Source organism: Pseudomonas sp. HMSC057H01, assembly GCF_001836405.1.
Classification (GTDB): Bacteria; Pseudomonadota; Gammaproteobacteria; order Pseudomonadales; family Pseudomonadaceae; genus Pseudomonas; species Pseudomonas aeruginosa.
The window spans coordinates 1-18175 of record NZ_KV828432.1 but is presented as its reverse complement, the minus strand read 5'-3'; the positions used below and the strand labels follow the sequence as shown (position 1 = coordinate 18175).

The window sequence follows — 18175 nt, the reverse complement described above, 5'->3', positions numbered from 1 at the left end:
CGGCTTACACCAGGTCGTTCTCCACCGCCCACACCGCGGCCTCGACCCGCGAACGCATGCCGAGCTTGTGCAGCACCCGCTTGACATGGACCTTCACCGTGCCTTCGGTGATGTCCAGCTTTCGCGCGATCATCTTGTTGCTGTAGCCGTGGGCGATCTGGCGGAGGATCTGCCGTTCGCGCTCGGTCAGCTCGTCGAGGCTCTTCGAGCGGTCGTCGCCCCGCAGGGCCTGGGCGAGGATCTGGGTCAACTGCGGGCTCAGGGTCATCTGTCCGGTGGCGGCCTGGCGGATGTGCTCGAGCAGGCGCTCCGGCTCCATGTCCTTGAGCAGGTAGCCGTCGGCGCCGGCGCGCAGGACGTTGACCACGTCGCCCTTGTCGTCGGACACGGTGAACACCACGATGCGCGCGTCGACTCCGGCCTCGCGCAACGCGCGCAGGGTGTCCAGGCCGTTCATGCCCTTCATGTTCAGGTCCAGCAGGATCATGTCCGGGTCCAGCTCGGCGGCCAGGCGCAGGGCCTCCTCGCCGCTGCCGGCCTCGCCGACCACGCTGAGGTCGTCTTCCAGTTCGAGCAACTGGGCGACGCCCTTGCGCATCATCGGATGGTCGTCCACCAGCAGCAGGCGAACCGGTTCGTCGGCGGTGGCTGGCATGTCCGTCATGGGGTCGGCTCCTTGGCGGCGGAGGGTTGCAGGGCGGTCGGCACGAAGCTGAAGAGCACTCGCGTGCCGTGGGGCGCGCGCGCTTCGAAGCGCAACTGGCTGCCGAGGGTCTGGCCGCGCTCCTGCGTGATGGTAAGCCCATAGTGGCCGCTGCGGTTCTGCTGCGGATCAAAGCCGACGCCATCGTCCTCTACGGCGATGCTCACCTGGCCGTCGGCCTGGCTGCTCAGGCGCACCCAGGCCCGTTGCGCCTGCGAATGGCGAACCACGTTGGAGAGCGCCTCGCGGACGATCTGCAGGACGTGGATTTCCTCGTTGGGGCTCAGCGGCACGTGTTGCAGGCGGTTGTCCAGTTCGATCGCCACCTCGCCGCGCTCGCCGAACTCGGCCACGGCGTTCCCCAGCGCGGCTTCCAGGCTCGGCTCGTCGAGGCTGAGGCGGAAGGTGGTGAGCAGTTCGCGCAGTTGCCGGTAGGCGCCGTTGAGGCCTTCGCGCAGTTCGTCGAGGGTGTCCTCGATCTTCTCCGCCGGCGCCTCGCGCTTGAGCAGGGTGCCCAGGCGGCTGACCTGGATCTTCAGGTAGGACAGCGACTGTGCCAGCGAGTCGTGCAGTTCACGGGCGATGGTGCCGCGCTCGGCGAACAGGGCCAGGCGGCTTTCCTGTTCCTGTTGCAGGGACAGGGCGAAGGTGCGGGCGATGTTGTCGCAGAAGGTCTCGATCAGTTGCTGCTGCCAGTTCTCCAGGCGGCCGCTGCGGCTTTCGATGAACAGTTCGCCGAAACGGTGGCCGGCGATGGACAGGGGCTGCATCAGCAATGGCTGGGCCAGGGACGAGGGTTGGTCGCAGGCGCTGGCCTGCTCGCGGCAGCTACCGCAGTCGCCCTGCAGGCAGAAGTCCGCCGGGCGCTCGGTGGTGGTCAGCGAACTGTAGGCGCGCTCGACCCCGTCCTTGTTCAGGCAGAGGGTCACGCGGCCGGCGTCTAGCACTTTCTCCAACTGGTTCAGCAGCGGTTGCAGGGTGCGGCTGTCGTAGGGGTTCTCGCCCAGCCGGCGGGCACTGGCGTAGAGCAGTTCGAGGCGCTGGTGGCTCTGCGAGAGGGCGCGGGTCTTGTCCTCCACGCGCTCTTCCAGGTCGCCGTAGATGCTCTTCAGCTCGCCGGCCATCTGGTTGAAGCGCTCGCCCAGTTGCGCCAGTTCGTCCTCGCCGCTGTAGGTGACCCGCGCGTCCAGCTCGCCGCGGCCCAGGCGGCGGGCGGTGCTGGTGAGTTCGCGCAGCGGGCCGATGACGTGGTAGCTGAGGTCGTAGAGGGTGACGAACACCACCAGCAGGCTGAGGAACAGGCACAGGCCCTGCACCGTGCTGAGCAGTTGCGAGCGGCGCTCGGCCTTGGCCTGGAGGATGCCGACGAAACGGTCGATGTCGCCGACGTAGGCGTCCAGCACGGCGCGTCCGGGCAGCGCGCGCGGGTCCAGGCGCGCCAGGCCCTCGCGCAGCTCCTGGTGCAGCTGGCGGATCGGGTCGTCGGCGTCCTGGCGTTGCAGCAGGCGGCGGATGTCGCCGCTGTCGAGGCGTTCGCCGAGGGTCCCGAGCAGCGCCTGGCGGCCTTCCAGGCTGGGCTCCAGGGCGACCCGGTAGGTGAGCATGCGCAACGAGCCGGCGTGGTTGATCACCGCGGCGTCCTGGTGCGTGTAGTCGGCGAAGAGCAGGGCGCTGAACATCCCGATCAGCGCCAGCGATACCAGCAGGGTGAGGTAGCAGCCGAAGCGGACTACCAGGGAGCGGCGCAGGATCGGCTTTCCGGCCCTGTCACTACCTCCAAAGAATCTGTCCCGCTGGTCAGCGTCCGGCGCGGTCGCCTTGTTCATGTGAAAAGCCTTTTAAAACAGTGGGTTGCGCAATAATTCAGACCATACCTCTTTCGAGGTAGGGGCGCGCATCTAGGCACGGAACGGCCGGTATTTCATTGATTCCTATCAAATTTGCATAGGAACACCTTCCCTAGGCTCTCGCTGAACGCTGTCCGTGCAGAGAGTTTAGCCATGGCTTCCCTACGTCAGAAACAGTACTCCGTCCTCGGCATGAGTACCTTGTCCTTCGCGGTGAATTTCGCCGTGTGGACGATGTTTTCGATCATCGGCATCCGCATCAAGGACGAGCTCGGCCTGAGCGAATCCCAGTTCGGCCTGATGGTCGCCCTGCCGATCCTCACCGGCTCCCTGGTGCGCCTGCCGCTGGGCCTGATCACCGACCGCTTCGGCGGCCGCATCGTGTTCTTCATCCACATGCTGCTGGTGGCCATCCCGATCTACGGCCTGGCCTTCGCCAGCCAGTACTGGCACTACCTGGTGCTCGGCCTGTTCGTCGGCCTGGCTGGCGGCTCCTTCGCGGTCGGCATCGCCTACACCTCGGCCTGGTTCGAGAAGGAGCGCCAGGGCACCGCGATGGGCATCTTCGGCGCCGGCAACGCCGGCGCGGCGATCACCAACCTGGTGGCGCCGATGATCGTGGTTGCCTTCGGCTGGCGCATGGTGCCGCAGGTCTACTCGGTGGCCATGCTGGTCACCGCCGTGCTGTTCTGGCTGTTCACCTGGACCGATCCGGCGCACCTCAAGGGTGCCGCCGAGGCCAGCCAGCGGCCGACCCTGGCCAAGCAACTGGCGCCGCTCGCCGAGCTGCGCGTCTGGCGCTTCGGCCTGTACTACTTCTTCGTCTTCGGCGGCTTCGTCGCCCTGGCCCTGTGGCTGCCGAAGTACTACATCGCCGAATACGGCCTGGACCTGAAGACCGCGTCCTTCATCACCATGCTGTTCACCCTGCCGTCCGGCCTGATCCGCGCCCTCGGTGGCTGGTTCAGCGACCACTACGGCGCGCGCTCGGTGAATTGGGGCGTGTTCTGGGTCTGCCTGGTGTGCCTGTTCTTCCTCTCCTACCCGCAGACCACCATGACCATCCACGGCATCCAGGGCGACCTCAGCCTGGGTATCGGCCTGAACGTCTGGCTGTTCACCTTCCTGGTGTTCGTCGTCGGCATCGCCCAGGGCTTCGGCAAGGCCAGCGTGTACCGGATCATCCACGACTACTACCCGAGCAACATGGGCACCGTCGGCGGCATGGTCGGGGTGATCGGCGGCCTCGGCGGCTTCTGCCTGCCGATCCTGTTCGGCTACGCCGCCGACCACATCGGCGTGCGCTCCTCCTGCTTCATGTTGCTGTTCGGCCTGACCGTGGTCTGCATGGTCTGGATGCACTACGCGATCAAGCAGCAACGCCGCATCGACGGCCAGGCCGCCTCGGCCGACGTCGACCTTCCTCCCACCCTTCCCACCCACTCCTGAGGTAATGCCGTCATGGGCATGATCGCCAATACCCAACTGAAAGCCGCACGGGGACCGCTGCTGCTCGACTGGCGCCCCGAGGACCCCGAGTTCTGGGCGCGCAACGGCAAGCGCATCGCCAGCCGCAACCTGTGGATCTCGATCCCCGCGCTGCTGCTCGCCTTCGCCGTGTGGATGATCTGGAGCACGGTGACCGTGCGCCTGAACAGCGCCGGCTTCGCCTTCAGCAACGACCAGCTGTTCCTGCTCGCGGCGCTGCCGTCGATCTCCGGCGCCACCCTGCGGGTGTTCTATTCGTTCATGGTGCCGATCTTCGGCGGCCGTCGCTGGACCGCCCTGAGCACCGCCTCGATGCTGATCCCGTGCATCTGGCTGGGCTTCGCCGTGCAGGACCCGAGCACCCCGTACTGGGTGTTCGCCCTGATCGCGCTGCTCTGCGGCTTCGGCGGCGGCAACTTCGCCTCGAGCATGTCCAACATCAGCTTCTTCTATCCGAAGAGCCAGCAGGGCACCGCCCTCGGCCTGAATGCCGGGCTCGGCAACCTCGGCGTCTCGGTGATGCAGTTCGCCGTGCCGCTGGCGGTGGCCGGCGGCCTGTTCGGCGCCTTCGGCGGCGAGCCGCAGCAGCTCGGCGACGGCGGTCGCCTGTGGCTGCAGAACGCCGGCTGGATCTGGGTGCCGTTCATCGCCGTGGTATCGGTCGCGGCCTGGTTCGGGATGAACGACATCGCCGACGCCAAGGCCTCGTTCCGCGACCAGGCGGTGATCTTCAAGCGCAAGCACAACTGGCTGATGTGCTGGCTGTACGTGGCCACCTTCGGCTCGTTCATCGGCTTCTCGGCCGGCTTCGCGATGCTCAGCAAGACCCAGTTCCCCGACATCAACCCGCTGCAATACGCCTTCCTCGGTCCGCTGGTGGGCGCCCTCAGCCGGCCCCTGGGCGGCTGGCTGGCGGACAAGTTCGGCGGCGCGCGGATCACCCTGTGGAACTACGCACTGATGATCGGCGGGGTGTTCACGGTGATCGCCTTCCTGCCGGGCGACGGCGGCCAGGGCAACTTCTTCGGCTTCCTTGGCGCCTTCATCCTGCTGTTCTTCTTCGCCGGCATCGGCAACGGTTCCACCTTCCGCATGATCCCGGTGATCTTCCGCAACGAGTGGGCCCGGCGGGTGCGCGACGGCCAGGCCGACGAAGCCGGCGCGGCGCGCAACGCGAGCATGGAGTCGGCCGCGGTGATCGGCTTCTCCGCCGCCATCGGCGCCTTCGGCGGGTTCTTCATCCCGAAGGCGTTCGGCACCTCGCTGCACATGACCGGCAGCGCCGAGGGCGCCCTCTACGTGTTCATCGCCTACTACCTGAGCTGCATCGTCGCCACCTGGTGGTGGTACGCGCGCAAGGGTGCGGAGAGTCCCTGTTGAGTCCGTCGGCAGCAGCCCGCGGCAACCCCTGATTAGCGTTGTAACGCCCGGCACAGACCGGGTGAGGAGATCAAGATGAGTCACCTGCTCGACCGCCTGCAGTTCTTCAAGAAGAAGCAGGGCGAATTCGCCGATGGCCACGGCGAGACCAGCAACGAGAGCCGCGCCTGGGAAGGTGCCTACCGGCAGCGCTGGCAGCACGACAAGATCGTGCGCTCCACCCACGGGGTGAACTGCACCGGCTCCTGCTCCTGGAAGATCTACGTGAAGAACGGCCTGATCACCTGGGAAACCCAGCAGACCGACTACCCGCGCACCCGTCCGGACCTGCCCAACCACGAGCCGCGCGGCTGCCCGCGCGGGGCCAGCTATTCCTGGTACATCTACAGCGCCAACCGCCTGAAGTACCCGAAGGTGCGCAAGCCGTTGCTCAAGCTCTGGCGCGAGGCGCGGGCGCAGCACGGCGACCCGGTGAACGCCTGGGCCAGCATCGTCGAGGACGCCGCCAAGGCGAAGAGCTACAAGAGCCAGCGCGGCCTGGGCGGCTTCGTCCGTTCCAGCTGGGACGAGGTCACCGAGATCATCGCCGCGGCCAACGTCTACACCGCCAAGACCTACGGTCCGGACCGGGTGATCGGCTTCTCGCCGATCCCGGCCATGTCGATGGTCAGCTACGCCGCCGGCGCCCGCTACCTGTCGCTGATCGGCGGGGTCTGCCTGAGCTTCTACGACTGGTACTGCGACCTGCCGCCGGCCAGCCCGCAGATCTGGGGCGAGCAGACCGACGTGCCGGAGTCGGCCGACTGGTACAACTCCAGCTACATCATCGCCTGGGGCTCCAACGTGCCGCAGACGCGGACCCCGGACGCGCACTTCTTCACCGAGGTGCGCTACAAGGGCACCAAGACCGTCTCCATCACCCCGGACTATTCCGAGGTGGCCAAGCTCACCGACCTCTGGCTCAACCCCAAGCAGGGCACCGACGCCGCGCTGGGCATGGCCTTCGGTCACGTGATCCTGAAGGAATTCCACCTCGACCGGCCGAGCGCCTACTTCGTCGACTACTGCCGCCAGTACACCGACATGCCGATGCTGGTGTTGCTGGAAGAACACGCCGGCGGCGCGTTCAAGCCGACCCGCTACCTGCGCGCCGCCGACCTGGCGGACAACCTCGGCCAGGACAACAACCCCGAGTGGAAGACCATCGCCTACGACGAGCGCAGCGGCGGGCTGGTCTCGCCCACCGGCGCCATCGGCTATCGCTGGGGCGAGTCAGGCAAGTGGAACATCGCCGAGCTGGACGGCAGGAGCGGTGACCAGACGCGCCTGCAACTGTCGCTGCTCGATGGCCCGGAACATGCCTGCGAGGTGGCCTTCCCGTATTTCGCCGGGCAGGAGCACCCGCACTTCAAGGGCGTCGCCAACGACGAGGTACTGCTGCGCCGGGTGCCGTTCCGCGAGATCGTCGCGGCGGACGGCAAGCGCCTGCGGGTGGCCACCGTCTACGACCTGCAGATGGCCAACTACAGCATCGACCGCGGCCTGGGCGGCGACAACGTGGCGACCTCCTACGAGGACGCCGACACGCCCTATACCCCGGCCTGGCAGGAGCGCATCACCGGCGTTCCGGCGGCGCGCGCGACGCAGGTCGCCCGCGAGTTCGCCGACAGCGCCGACAAGACCCGCGGCAAGGCGATGGTGATCATCGGCGCGGCGATGAACCACTGGTACCACATGGACATGAACTACCGCGCGGTCATCAACATGCTGATGATGTGCGGCTGCATCGGCCAGAGCGGCGGCGGCTGGGCGCACTATGTCGGCCAGGAGAAGCTGCGCCCGCAGACCGGCTGGGCGCCGCTGGCCTTCGGCCTGGACTGGAGCCGGCCGCCGCGGCAGATGAACGGCACCAGCTTCTTCTACCTGCACAGCTCGCAATGGCGCCACGAGAAGCTGTCGATGCACGAGGTGCTGTCGCCGCTGGCCGACGCCAGCCGCTTCGCCGAACACGCCCTGGACTACAACATCCAGGCCGAACGCCTCGGCTGGCTGCCGTCGGCGCCGCAACTGAACCGCAACCCGCTGCGCATCGCCGCCGAGGCCGAGGCCGCCGGCCTGCCGGTCGCCGACTACGTGGTGCGCGAACTGAAGAGCGGCGGCCTGCGCTTCGCCAGCGAATCGCCGGACGATCCGCAGAACTTCCCGCGCAACATGTTCATCTGGCGCTCCAACCTGCTGGGCTCCTCCGGCAAGGGCCACGAGTACATGCTCAAGTACCTGCTCGGGGCGAAGAACGGGGTGATGAACGATGACCTCGGCAAGGCCGGCGGTCCGCGTCCCACCGAGGTCGACTGGGTTGACGACGGTGCCGAGGGCAAGCTCGACCTGGTCACCACCCTGGACTTCCGCATGTCCTCCACCTGCATGTACTCGGACATCGTCCTGCCGACCGCTACCTGGTACGAGAAGGACGACCTCAACACCTCCGACATGCACCCCTTCATCCATCCGCTGTCGGCGGCCACCGATCCGGCCTGGGAAGCCAAGAGCGACTGGGAGATCTACAAGGCCATCGCCAAGAAGTTCTCCGCCGTCGCCGAAGGCCACCTCGGCGTGGAGCAGGACCTGGTCACGGTGCCGCTGCTGCACGACACCCCCACCGAGCTGGCGCAGCCGTTCGGCGGCGACGGCCATGACTGGAAGAAGGGCGAGTGCGAGCCGATGCCGGGACGCAACCTGCCGACGCTGCACCTGGTCGAGCGCGACTACCCGAACGTCTACCGCAAGTTCACCTCGCTCGGTCCGCTGCTGGACAAGCTGGGCAACGGCGGCAAGGGCATCGGCTGGAACACCGAGAAGGAAGTGAAGCTGGTCGGCGACCTCAACCATCGCGTCGTCGAGAGCGGCGTCAGCCAGGGCCGCCCGCGCATCGACAGCGCCATCGACGCCGCTGAGGTGGTCCTCGCCCTGGCTCCGGAAACCAACGGCCAGGTCGCGGTCAAGGCCTGGGAAGCGCTGTCGAAGATCACCGGCCGCGAGCATGCCCACCTGGCGCTGCCCAAGGAAGACGAGAAGATCCGCTTCCGCGACATCCAGGTGCAGCCGCGCAAGATCATCTCCAGCCCGACCTGGTCCGGCCTCGAGGACGAGCACGTCAGCTACAACGCCGGCTACACCAACGTCCACGAGCTGATCCCGTGGCGCACCATCACCGGTCGCCAGCAGTTCTACCAGGACCACCCGTGGATGCAGGCGTTCGGCGAAGGCTTCGTCAGCTACCGGCCGCCGGTCAACACCCGGACCACCGAGAAACTGTTGAACAGGAAGCCCAACGGCAACCCGGAGATCACCCTGAACTGGATCACCCCGCACCAGAAATGGGGCATCCACTCCACCTACAGCGACAACCTGCTGATGCTCACCCTGTCGCGCGGCGGTCCGATCATCTGGCTCAGCGAGCACGACGCGGCCAAGGCCGGGATCGTCGATAACGACTGGGTCGAGGTGTTCAACGCCAACGGCGCGGCGACCTGCCGCGCGGTGGTCAGCCAGCGGGTCAAGGACGGCATGGTGATGATGTACCACGCCCAGGAACGCATCGTGAACGTACCCGGCAGCGAGACCACCGGCACCCGTGGCGGCCACCACAACTCGGTGACCCGCGTGGTGCTCAAGCCGACCCACATGATCGGCGGCTACGCCCAGCAGGCCTGGGGCTTCAACTACTACGGCACGGTCGGCTGCAACCGCGACGAGTTCGTCGTGGTGCGCAAGATGAGCAAGGTCGACTGGCTGGACGAACCCCGCCACGGCGGACTCGGCGGCGACGCCCTGCCGCAACCGCTGCCCCAGGACATTTGAGGAGAGACGCCATGAAAATTCGTTCGCAAGTCGGCATGGTGCTGAACCTCGACAAGTGCATTGGTTGCCACACCTGCTCGATCACCTGCAAGAACGTCTGGACCAGCCGCGAAGGCATGGAGTACGCCTGGTTCAACAACGTCGAGACCAAGCCCGGGATCGGCTACCCGAAGGAATGGGAAAACCAGGAGAAGTGGAAGGGCGGCTGGGTGCGCGCGGCGGACGGTTCGATCCGCCCGCGCATCGGCGGCAAGTTCCGCGTGCTGGCGAACATCTTCGCCAACCCGGACCTGCCCGAGATCGACGACTACTACGAACCGTTCGACTTCGATTACCAGCACCTGCATACCGCGCCCAAGGCCGAGCACCAGCCGGTGGCGCGCCCGCGCTCGCTGGTCTCCGGGCAGCGCATGGAGAAGATCGAGTGGGGCCCGAACTGGGAGGAGATCCTCGGCACCGAGTTCGCCAAGCGGCGCAAGGACAAGAACTTCGACCAGGTCCAGGCGGACATCTACGGTGAGTACGAGAACACCTTCATGATGTACCTGCCGCGCCTCTGCGAGCACTGCCTGAACCCGGCGTGCGTGGCGTCCTGCCCGAGCGGGGCGATCTACAAGCGCGAGGAGGACGGCATCGTCCTGATCGACCAGGACAAGTGCCGCGGCTGGCGGATGTGCATCTCCGGCTGCCCGTACAAGAAGATCTACTTCAACTGGAAGAGCGGCAAGTCCGAGAAGTGCATCTTCTGCTACCCGCGCATCGAGGCCGGCCAGCCCACTGTCTGCTCGGAGACCTGCGTCGGGCGCATCCGCTACCTCGGCGTGCTGCTCTACGACGCCGACCGCATCCACGAAGTGGCCAGTTGCGAGAACGAGCGCGAGCTGTACGAGAAGCAACTGGAGATCTTCCTCGATCCGTTCGACCCGGCGGTGATCGCCCAGGCGCGCAAGGACGGGGTGGCCGACAGCGTCATCGAGGCGGCGCAGAAGTCGCCGGTGTACAAGCTGGCGATGGACTGGAAGCTGGCCCTGCCGCTGCACCCGGAATACCGCACGCTGCCGATGGTCTGGTACGTGCCACCGCTGTCGCCGATCCAGAACGCCGCCGCCGAGGGGCACATCGGCAGCGACGGGGTGATCCCGGACGTGGAGTCGCTGCGCATCCCCGTGCAGTACCTGGCCAACCTGCTCACCGCCGGCGACACCGCGCCGGTGCTGCTGGCGCTCAAGCGCCTGCTGGCGATGCGCGCCTACAAGCGCGCCGAGCACGTCGAAGGCCGCCAGGACCTGGAGGTGCTGGCCAAGGTCGGGTTGAGCGTGGAGCAGGTGGAGGAGATGTACCGCTACCTGGCCATCGCCAACTACGAGGATCGCTTCGTGATCCCCAGCGCGCACCGCGAGGAAGCGCTTTCCGATGCCTTCGCCGAGCGTTCCGGCTGCGGCTTCAGCTTCGGCAACGGCTGTTCCGGCGGCAGCAACTCCGCCGTCAACCTGTTCGGCGGCAAGCCGACCAACCGCCGCGACGTGATCCAGGTCGTGCAGATCCAGGAGTGAGCGCCATGAACGATCACAGCCAACTGTTCCGCCTGCTCGCCCTGCTGCTCGACTATCCACGCGCCGAGCTGCGCGAGGAGAGCCTCGGCCTGCATGCGCTGATCCGCACCTGCGAACTGCCGGAAGCGCTGCGCGACGGCCTCGCGGCGCTGCTCAACGAGCTCTGCCAGGGCGACCTGCTGGACGTCCAGGCGCGCTACGACGGTCTCTTCGAGCGCGGCCGCTCGGTCTCGCTGCTGCTCTTCGAGCACGTCCACGGCGAGAGCCGCGACCGTGGCCAGGCGATGGTCGACCTGCTCGACCGCTATACCGGGGCCGGCCTGCAGATCGACGTACCGGAGCTGCCGGACTACCTGCCGCTGTACCTCGAATACCTGTCGCTGCTGCCGTTCGCGGCGGCCAGCGAAGGGCTCGCCGAAGTGGCGCACATCCTCGGCCTGCTGGCGCTGCGCCTGGAGGAACGCGGCAGCGCCTACGCGGCGATTTTCGAGGCGTTGCTGGAACTCGGCGGCGAGCGCCCGGACCTCGGCGCGTTGCGTCGCGACCAGGCCCAGGAACAGCGCGACGACAGCCTGGAGGCCATCGACCGGGCCTGGGAGGAAACCCCGGTGAGCTTCACCGACCCTGCCGGCGGTTGCCCGTCGAGCAGCGGCCGCCGTCCGACGGCGTCCACCGAACAACCATTGCAATGGGTCGCCCAGCCGGTACCGCAGATGCAGTACCGCGCGGCCCGCGAAGGAGTCTGAGCATGTCGACCAATCTTCTGTTCTTCGGGATCTATCCCTATGTCGCGCTGCTGATCTGCCTGGTCGGCAGCTGGGCGCGCTTCGACCTCTCGCAGTACACCTGGAAGGCCGGTTCCAGCCAGATGCTCAGCAAGAAGGGCATGCGGGTATACAGCAACCTGTTCCACGTCGGCGTGCTGTTCATCCTCGCCGGCCACTTCGTCGGCCTGCTGACCCCGGCCTCGGTCTACCACCACCTGATCAGCACCGAGAACAAGCAACTGCTGGCGATGGTCTCCGGCGGCTTCTTCGGCGTGCTCTGCTTCATCGGCCTGAGCGGACTGATCCTGCGCCGCCTGACCGACGCGCGGGTGCGCGCCACCGGCAACGCCTCTGACCTGATGATCCTGCTGGTGCTCTACGCCCAGCTGATCCTCGGCCTCTCCACCATCGTCGCCTCGACCCATCACATGGATGGCTCGGTGATGGTGATGCTCGCCGACTGGGCCCAGGCCATCGTCACCCTGCGTCCGCTGGCGGCGGCCGAAGCCATCGCGCCGGTGGGCCTGGTCTACAAGCTGCACGTCGGCCTGGGCCTGACCCTGTTCGTGCTGTTCCCCTTCACCCGCCTGGTGCACATCGTCAGCGCGCCGGTGTGGTACCTGGGCCGGCGCTACCAGATCGTGCGTCAGAAACGTCCTGCCTGAACCCTGCGCGGCCGGCGCATCCGGCGCCGGCCCGCCGAACCGAGGTGATCGATCATGAGTTGCTCCCACTACGAAGAACGCGTCGAGAAGGTCGAACTGCCGCAACTGAAGGTCAACGGCGTGGCCATCGGCGAAGACCTGCTGGCCCGCGAGCTGCAATACCACCCGGCGGACAGCTACGCGCTGGCGCTGGAGGCCGCCTGCCGTGCGCTGATCGTCCGCCAGTTGCTCCTGCAACGGGCCGACGCGCTGGGCATCGAGGCCCGCTGCGAAGACGGCGAGACGCCGGAGGAAGCGCGCATCCGCCAATTGCTGGAGGAAGAGGTGCAGGTCCCGGAAGCCGACGAAGACGCCTGCCGGACCTGGTACGCGGCCAATCCGGGGCGCCTGCTCGGCCCCTGGCGCCTGCAATTGCGCCATGTGCTGCTGGCCTGCGCGCCGGACGACCTGGAAGGCCGCGAGACGGCGCGCAAGCAGGCCGCGGAGCTGCTCGACGAGTTGCGCGGGCATCCCGAGCGCTTCGTCGACCTGGCCCGGCGTTTCTCCGCCTGTCCGTCGAAGGAGGCGGGCGGCGACCTCGGCTGGATCGAGCCGGGGCAGACCGTCCCCGAATTCGAGAAGCGCCTGCTGCGCCGCGCGCCCGGGCTGCTCGAGCATCCGCTGGAAAGCCGCTATGGCCTGCATGTGGTGGAACTGCTGGGGCGCGAGGGCGGCGAGCCGCTCGACTTCGACGCGGCCCGCGCGCAAATCGCCGCGCACCTGCAAGCGCAAGTGTTGCAGCGGGCCGTGGGGCAGTACATCGGCGTGCTGGCGGGAGACGCCTGCATCGAGGGCTTCGCCTTCGGGGGCGCGGATGGGGCGCTGGTGCAATAGGTTTCGGCGCCGTTGTTTCCCTCTTCCTCCCGCACATCAATCGGAGTACCCAGGACATGACCGACTGGATCGATGGCCAAGGCCGACAGATCGACTACCTGCGCCTGTCGGTCACCGACCGTTGCGACTTCCGCTGTGTCTACTGCATGGCCGAGGACATGCGCTTCCTGCCGCGCCAGCAGGTGCTGACCCTGGAGGAGATCGAGCGGGTCGCCCGGCTGTTCGTCGCCGGCGGCGTGCGCAAGCTGCGCCTGACCGGCGGCGAGCCGCTGGTGCGGCCCGGCATCGTCGGCCTGTGCGAGCGCCTGGCGGCACTGCCGGGGTTGCGCGAACTGTGCATGACCAGCAACGGCTCGCAACTGGTGCGCTACGCCCGGCCGTTGTACGACGCCGGCCTGTCGCGTCTCAACATCAGCCTCGACACCCTCGATCCGCTGCGCTTCCGGGCGATCACCCGCAACGGCGAGCTGGACAAGGTGCTGGCCGGCATCGACGCCGCCCAGGCCGCCGGTTTCCGCCGGATCAAGCTGAACGCGGTGGTGATGAAGGGGCGCAACGCCGATGAGGTGCCGGCGCTGGTGGACTTCGCCATCGCCCGCGGCCTGGATATCAGCTTCATCGAGGAGATGCCGCTTGGCCAGGTCGGCCGCGAACGTGGCGAGAGCTTCTGCTCCAGCGACGAAGTACGCGCGCTGATCGCCCAGCGCCACGCCTTGCTCGACAGCGCCGAGCAGAGCGGCGGGCCGGCGCGCTACGTGCGCCTGGTCGAGCATCCGCAGACACGCATCGGCTTCATCTCGCCGCACTCGCACAACTTCTGCGCCACCTGCAACCGCCTGCGCCTGACCGTCGAGGGCCGCCTGCTGCTGTGCCTCGGCCACGAGCATTCGCTCGACCTGCGCGCGCTGCTGCGCCGCCACCCGCTGCACGACGGGCCGTTGCTGGAAGCGATCGGCGAGGCGCTCCAGCGCAAGCCGGCGCGCCATGAATTCAGCGCCGCCGGCGAGGTGCAGGTGCTGCGCTTCATGAACATGAGCGGCGGCTGAGGCGACTCAGGGCGTAGCCAGCGGGCCTTCGCCAGGGGCCAGGGCGAGGCCGCTCTTCTGGTAGGCCAGCAGGGTCTCGCTGCTGTACAGCTCACCCCAGGAAAACATCACGGCATAACCGTCGCTGGAGCTGCGCGCGATCACATAGCTGTAGCGGCTTGCAGTCGAAAACCGGCGGGCTCGCAATCAGCGCGATTTTGGGCTCAGATTATCTGTGACTGACGGTGGGGGCGGGCTCACATTAATTGCGAGCGAGCTTGCAATCCGTGCGCCGGGCTTGCAATCCGTTACCGCGGGCTCAGGCTCTTTGCGACTGACGCTCATACCTGTAATCCGGCACTTTGCATCTTTTCCTGCAACTCGAAAATGTCGGTGCGGTAACCAATTTCTTCCATCGTGGGGCGGCGCAGATCGTTACACAGCTTGGGATGGCCAGCCAGGACAATGGACAAGCGTCGCCGGCCGCTGTCGTCTTCGGCCAGTTCGAGCAGTCGCTTCAGACCGGTCAAGGTATGGCCATTGAGATCATGGGCTTCATCAACGAACAGGGCCACGGGGCGCTTGCTCTTCTTTACCAGTTCGTACAGTTCGCGATCCCGTTTTTCGATCTGGGTGGGAATGCGTACCTGTTTCTGGGTGGAAAGGTCATAGAAGAGCGCGGCGATGAAGGTGGCCAGCTTGATGTTGTGCTTCTCGATGGCCATCGATCTGGACTCCGTGACTTTCTTTTCCTCTTCCAGCAGGTGCTACAAACGACGCAGCATCACCGTCTTGCCGCTGCCGATCACACCCCACAGGGCGATCAGCCGGCCTTCGAAGATGGCGCCGCGGATGTCTCTCATCAACTGCTGATGATGGGTGGTTTCGAAATAGCCCGCCTGATTCGAGGGGGGCTCAGTCCGTAGCCAGGGTCTCGCTCAGCACCTGGTCGATGAAGGCGCGGTCATCCATTGAAAGCTTGGCCAGCGGCATTGCCAGTTCCTCGGCGATAGCCGGCTTGGCCGCAATGCGGGATTCCTGGGGCTCGAAAACGAAGGGCTGGATGGGGAGCGTCGAGTCAGTAGAACCGGGCTCTAGTCGTACATCTTCCCCGGAAAGCGCCGCGATCGGCAGCCCCAACTGGTCCGCGAGAGATCGGATACGAGCCGAGCGCTCGTCTGCCTTGCTGCGCTTGAAAGCCCGGTAGCGGTGCTGCGGAATGGGGCCGGACACCGGGTAGTGAGGACCGAACCGCTCGCCATCGAACTCGGCATGCAGCTCATCGTCGAACAGCCCCCAGAGCAGCACGACGTAGTCGCCGGCCATCTCTGGCTCAAGCTCGTACGCGGTACCGTCGGTGGTGATTCGGGCATCAGGCCCGACTTTGCGCCGCTCGGGCTCCCGAGCAAAGCGGCAGAACTGATCCCATGAGCACATTTCACGGATCCCCTCTGTTGGCACATGGGTGATCCAGTCCTCGATCCGTGAAAGGGGTTCGGCACGATGTGTCTGCTGGTTGTAGGTGCGCACTAGGTAGCGCAACAGCCACTCGTTGGCCTGGGCTTCGGTTTCCGGCTTGTGGAAGTGGTACAGGGTCTCGTGGGCTTCCTTCACTGTGCGGAAAGGACGTTCGACCTTGCCTTTCGAGCGGGCCGTGGTGCGCGTTCCATCCTTGCTGGCAGGGATGTGTGTCTGCCACTCGATGCCCAGCGCCCGCATGACGCTCTGGAAAACGCGACGCTTGGCCACCGGACCGTTGTCCAGATAGATCAGCTTGGGCCGGCCCTGAAAGGGAAAACTCGGGTCCGCTTTCGGCGCCATCGAGTTGAACAGAAAACGAAGTGCCGTCTCCGCATCCTCACCATAAACGCAGTGGTATTCCTGGTAGGCCACACCGCTGCGGTCATCCACCACGCTGAACAGCATCAGGGTGGGTTCGCCCTTGGCGGGATCGATCCACCGCGGATGCTCAATATGCTTGAGGTCCGACGGCGACATGTCGAACTGCCAACAATCGTTGCTGTGCTCAGCCTGGAACCGAGTTGCGCCTGGCTCCCGGGACAGTTGAGCAGGCCTTAATCGCCAATGTGATAGATATCGGTTGACGGTGGGTCTGTGGAGTACGCCTCTTGGGGCAACAATGAGGCCCCGGTCAGTTTCTACACCGTACTCTTCCAGCAGCTCAATGGCGCGGTGTGTAGATAGATGCCGCCCCTGCTTGTTGGTGGTGCGCAGCTTCAACGCCGCAATCAGTTCGCAGTAGCGCTCCAGTTCCGCCTGGGGCAGGACGCGGGGCTTGCCCTGGTCGGAGCGGTGGGCTGCCTAGGCCTGTGCAGAAGGACCAGGGCGCGATAGACCGTACTGGAGGAAACGCCGTACAGTTCAGCTACAAGGGCCACCTGACGGGCCCGCTCCGGGCTCTTCTTCGGCAAGTGATCCAGGCGCTGCCGCAGTTGCAGCAGCGAATCGACGGGAATGGCCTTACGCCTGCTGGTGGGCATTCCGTTCTGCCTCGGTGATGTAGTTGTAGAGCGTCGAGCGGCCGATTCCCATCATCCGACAGATCTCCACCACGGTGTATTGGCGCTCGTGATAGAGCTTCAGGGCGACTTTGCGCTTGGCGGGATCCAGGCGTTTCTTGCGGCCGCCCAGCCGACCGCGAGCACGTGCTGCAGATAGTCTCGCATGGGTGCATTCACTGATCAGGTTGCGCTCGAACTCGGCTAGCGCGGCAAAGAGGTGGAAAACCAAACGCCCTCCGGTGGATGTGGTGTCGATGTTCTCCTGGAGTCTCTTCAGACCCACGCCGGCATCCTCCAATTGCTCGACCAGGTAGATCAGGTCCTTGATCGAGCGGCCAAGCCGGTCCAGCCGCCAGACCACCACCGTGTCGCCCCGCTTTAGATTGGCGAGAAGCGCGGCCAGGCCGATTCGATCGGCCTTGGCGCCGCTGCAGTGTCTTCGAACACTCGCTCGCAACCCGCCTTGGCCATCGCATCGCGTTGCAGGTCCAGTAGTTGATCGTCGGTGGAAATGCGCACGTACCCAATCAGTATGATTTCGTCCAGAAATGCGCGAAAGGCAGCATAGGTGAATTTTGAAAGCGAGAAATCGTTACTGGACTAAAAGTACGCGGCTTCTGGGGGCGGCCAAGGGGAACGAGGCTGGCGTCCAGAAAACGGTCGTCTGATGGACGCTTCCACGAACGGAGCGATACCGCAAAGGGAAGAATGGAGTGCAACCATCGTAGAGCTTCAAACTGAGATATTGCAGTTGATTGCCGCATCTGGCCGGCCTATTGCCGTGCATTTTCTACCTACTACTGCATCGCTCAAGAAGGTTCTGTAAATATATTGGTTCAACTCTTTCGATAGGAAAGCCATTCATGACAAATAATAGTGCGCCACCACTTGTCGTGACCAGAGGAAATGATAATGGTTACGAGCCTGGGTCGATGGTTATTACGCATGTACAGGCTAGTGGGCTAGACATAATCCAGTACATTCCAGGTCGGTCAAGCTACGGTACTCCACCATTTGTCCCGCCAGGACCAAGCCCGTATGTTGGCCCTGGAATGCAAGAGTACAGGAGGCTAAGAGATACTCTTGATAAGTCCCATTCAGAACTAAAGAAAAACCTGAAGAATAAAACCTTGAAGGAGGTAGATGAACTCAAGAGTGAAGCGGGGTTGCCAGTTAAAGCGGTCAGTGCCAATGACATCCGCGATGAAAAGAGTATCGTTGATGCACTCATGGATGCCAAAGCAGAATCGCTAAAGGCCATTGAGGATCGCCCGGCCAATCTTTATACGGCTTCAGACTTTCCTCAGAAGTCAGAGGCGATGTACCAGAATCAGTTGCTAGCCAGTCGAAAGTTCTATGGAGAGTTCCTTGATCGACATATGAGTGTAAGGCGCAAATCGCTATCTTGAAACAAACGTCTCAAGAACTGGAGAGTAAAGCCCGGTCAATGGAGGCGCAAGCCCAGCAGGTCACTCAACAGCTCGGTGCCGA

General features: G+C 65.2%; 10 protein-coding genes and 4 pseudogenes. 9 read left to right on the top strand and 5 right to left on the bottom strand.

What is annotated here, in order from left to right; all coding sequences use genetic code 11:
* Positions 1-4 precede the first annotated feature (4 nt).
* Positions 5-664 carry a two-component system response regulator NarL gene (narL, locus tag HMPREF2581_RS09630; RefSeq protein WP_003092968.1) on the bottom strand — a complete coding sequence of 220 codons (660 nt, stop codon included), beginning with the start codon at positions 662-664 and terminating at the stop codon, positions 5-7.
* The gene (gene narX / locus HMPREF2581_RS09625; protein WP_070867317.1) at positions 661-2529 is read right to left on the bottom strand and encodes a two-component system sensor histidine kinase NarX; all 1869 of its coding nucleotides are present in this window, start codon (positions 2527-2529) and stop codon (positions 661-663) included. The genes narL and narX overlap by 4 nt, the downstream gene beginning before the upstream one ends.
* Positions 2530-2703: 174 nt before the next feature.
* On the opposite strand from narX, the gene HMPREF2581_RS09620 reads away from it, so the two are divergent.
* The 8 genes from HMPREF2581_RS09620 (at position 2704) to moaA (ending at position 14183) form a co-directional block, all read left to right on the top strand.
* Positions 2704-3999: a nitrate/nitrite transporter gene (locus HMPREF2581_RS09620; RefSeq protein ID WP_003105298.1), complete on the top strand. Its 1296-nt coding sequence runs from the start codon at positions 2704-2706 to the stop codon at positions 3997-3999.
* A gap of 12 nt (positions 4000-4011) precedes the next feature.
* Entirely contained in the window at positions 4012-5418 is a 1407-nt protein-coding gene (gene narK2 / locus HMPREF2581_RS09615; RefSeq protein ID WP_003092963.1) for a nitrate/nitrite transporter NarK2, read from the top strand.
* Positions 5419-5493: 75 nt separating this feature from the next.
* Entirely contained in the window at positions 5494-9279 is a 3786-nt protein-coding gene (locus HMPREF2581_RS09610) for a nitrate reductase subunit alpha (RefSeq protein WP_003092960.1), read from the top strand.
* 11 nt (positions 9280-9290) lie between these two features.
* Positions 9291-10832 (top strand): nitrate reductase subunit beta, encoded by a 1542-nt coding sequence (narH, locus tag HMPREF2581_RS09605; protein ID WP_003092958.1) that lies wholly within the window; start codon positions 9291-9293, stop codon positions 10830-10832.
* 5 nt (positions 10833-10837) lie between these two features.
* Positions 10838-11578 carry a nitrate reductase molybdenum cofactor assembly chaperone gene (gene narJ, locus HMPREF2581_RS09600; protein ID WP_003092956.1) on the top strand — a complete coding sequence of 247 codons (741 nt, stop codon included), beginning with the start codon at positions 10838-10840 and terminating at the stop codon, positions 11576-11578.
* Between the two features lie 2 nt (positions 11579-11580).
* Positions 11581-12264, top strand: coding sequence for a respiratory nitrate reductase subunit gamma (narI, locus tag HMPREF2581_RS09595; RefSeq protein WP_003092953.1), 684 nt, complete (start codon positions 11581-11583; stop codon positions 12262-12264).
* Positions 12265-12318: 54 nt separating this feature from the next.
* Complete coding sequence (locus HMPREF2581_RS09590) at positions 12319-13137, top strand: peptidylprolyl isomerase (protein WP_003137788.1); 819 nt, start codon at positions 12319-12321, stop codon at positions 13135-13137.
* Between the two features lie 56 nt (positions 13138-13193).
* A complete protein-coding gene (gene moaA / locus HMPREF2581_RS09585) occupies positions 13194-14183 on the top strand; it encodes a GTP 3',8-cyclase MoaA (protein ID WP_003092949.1) in 990 nt (329 codons plus the stop codon).
* A gap of 356 nt (positions 14184-14539) precedes the next feature.
* On the opposite strand, the pseudogene HMPREF2581_RS09580 reads toward moaA, so the two are convergent.
* The 3 pseudogenes from HMPREF2581_RS09580 to HMPREF2581_RS09570 form a co-directional block, all read right to left on the bottom strand.
* Positions 14540-15073, bottom strand: a pseudogene (locus tag HMPREF2581_RS09580) (AAA family ATPase); the annotation flags it as partial.
* Positions 15074-15089: 16 nt separating this feature from the next.
* Positions 15090-16663 (bottom strand): annotated as a pseudogene (locus tag HMPREF2581_RS09575) (IS481 family transposase); the annotation flags it as partial.
* A pseudogene (locus tag HMPREF2581_RS09570) lies at positions 16644-17218 on the bottom strand (recombinase family protein). The pseudogenes HMPREF2581_RS09575 and HMPREF2581_RS09570, both read right to left, overlap by 20 nt.
* A gap of 329 nt (positions 17219-17547) precedes the next feature.
* Between HMPREF2581_RS09570 and HMPREF2581_RS31850 the strand changes: the two are divergent.
* A pseudogene (locus HMPREF2581_RS31850) lies at positions 17548-18175 on the top strand (hypothetical protein); the annotation flags it as partial.

Bases quoted from the DNA above. Each gene is read 5' to 3' on its own strand.
- HMPREF2581_RS09590 (WP_003137788.1), top strand. From the start codon at position 12,319: ATGAGTTGCTCCCACTACGAAGAACGCGTCGAGAAGGTCGAACTGCCG.
- narJ (WP_003092956.1), top strand. From the start codon at position 10,838: ATGAACGATCACAGCCAACTGTTCCGCCTGCTCGCCCTGCTGCTCGAC.
- narX (WP_070867317.1), bottom strand. From the start codon at position 2,529: ATGAACAAGGCGACCGCGCCGGACGCTGACCAGCGGGACAGATTCTTT.
- narL (WP_003092968.1), bottom strand. From the start codon at position 664: ATGACGGACATGCCAGCCACCGCCGACGAACCGGTTCGCCTGCTGCTG.
- HMPREF2581_RS09610 (WP_003092960.1), top strand. From the start codon at position 5,494: ATGAGTCACCTGCTCGACCGCCTGCAGTTCTTCAAGAAGAAGCAGGGC.
- moaA (WP_003092949.1), top strand. From the start codon at position 13,194: ATGACCGACTGGATCGATGGCCAAGGCCGACAGATCGACTACCTGCGC.
- HMPREF2581_RS09620 (WP_003105298.1), top strand. From the start codon at position 2,704: ATGGCTTCCCTACGTCAGAAACAGTACTCCGTCCTCGGCATGAGTACC.
- narI (WP_003092953.1), top strand. From the start codon at position 11,581: ATGTCGACCAATCTTCTGTTCTTCGGGATCTATCCCTATGTCGCGCTG.
- narH (WP_003092958.1), top strand. From the start codon at position 9,291: ATGAAAATTCGTTCGCAAGTCGGCATGGTGCTGAACCTCGACAAGTGC.
- narK2 (WP_003092963.1), top strand. From the start codon at position 4,012: ATGGGCATGATCGCCAATACCCAACTGAAAGCCGCACGGGGACCGCTG.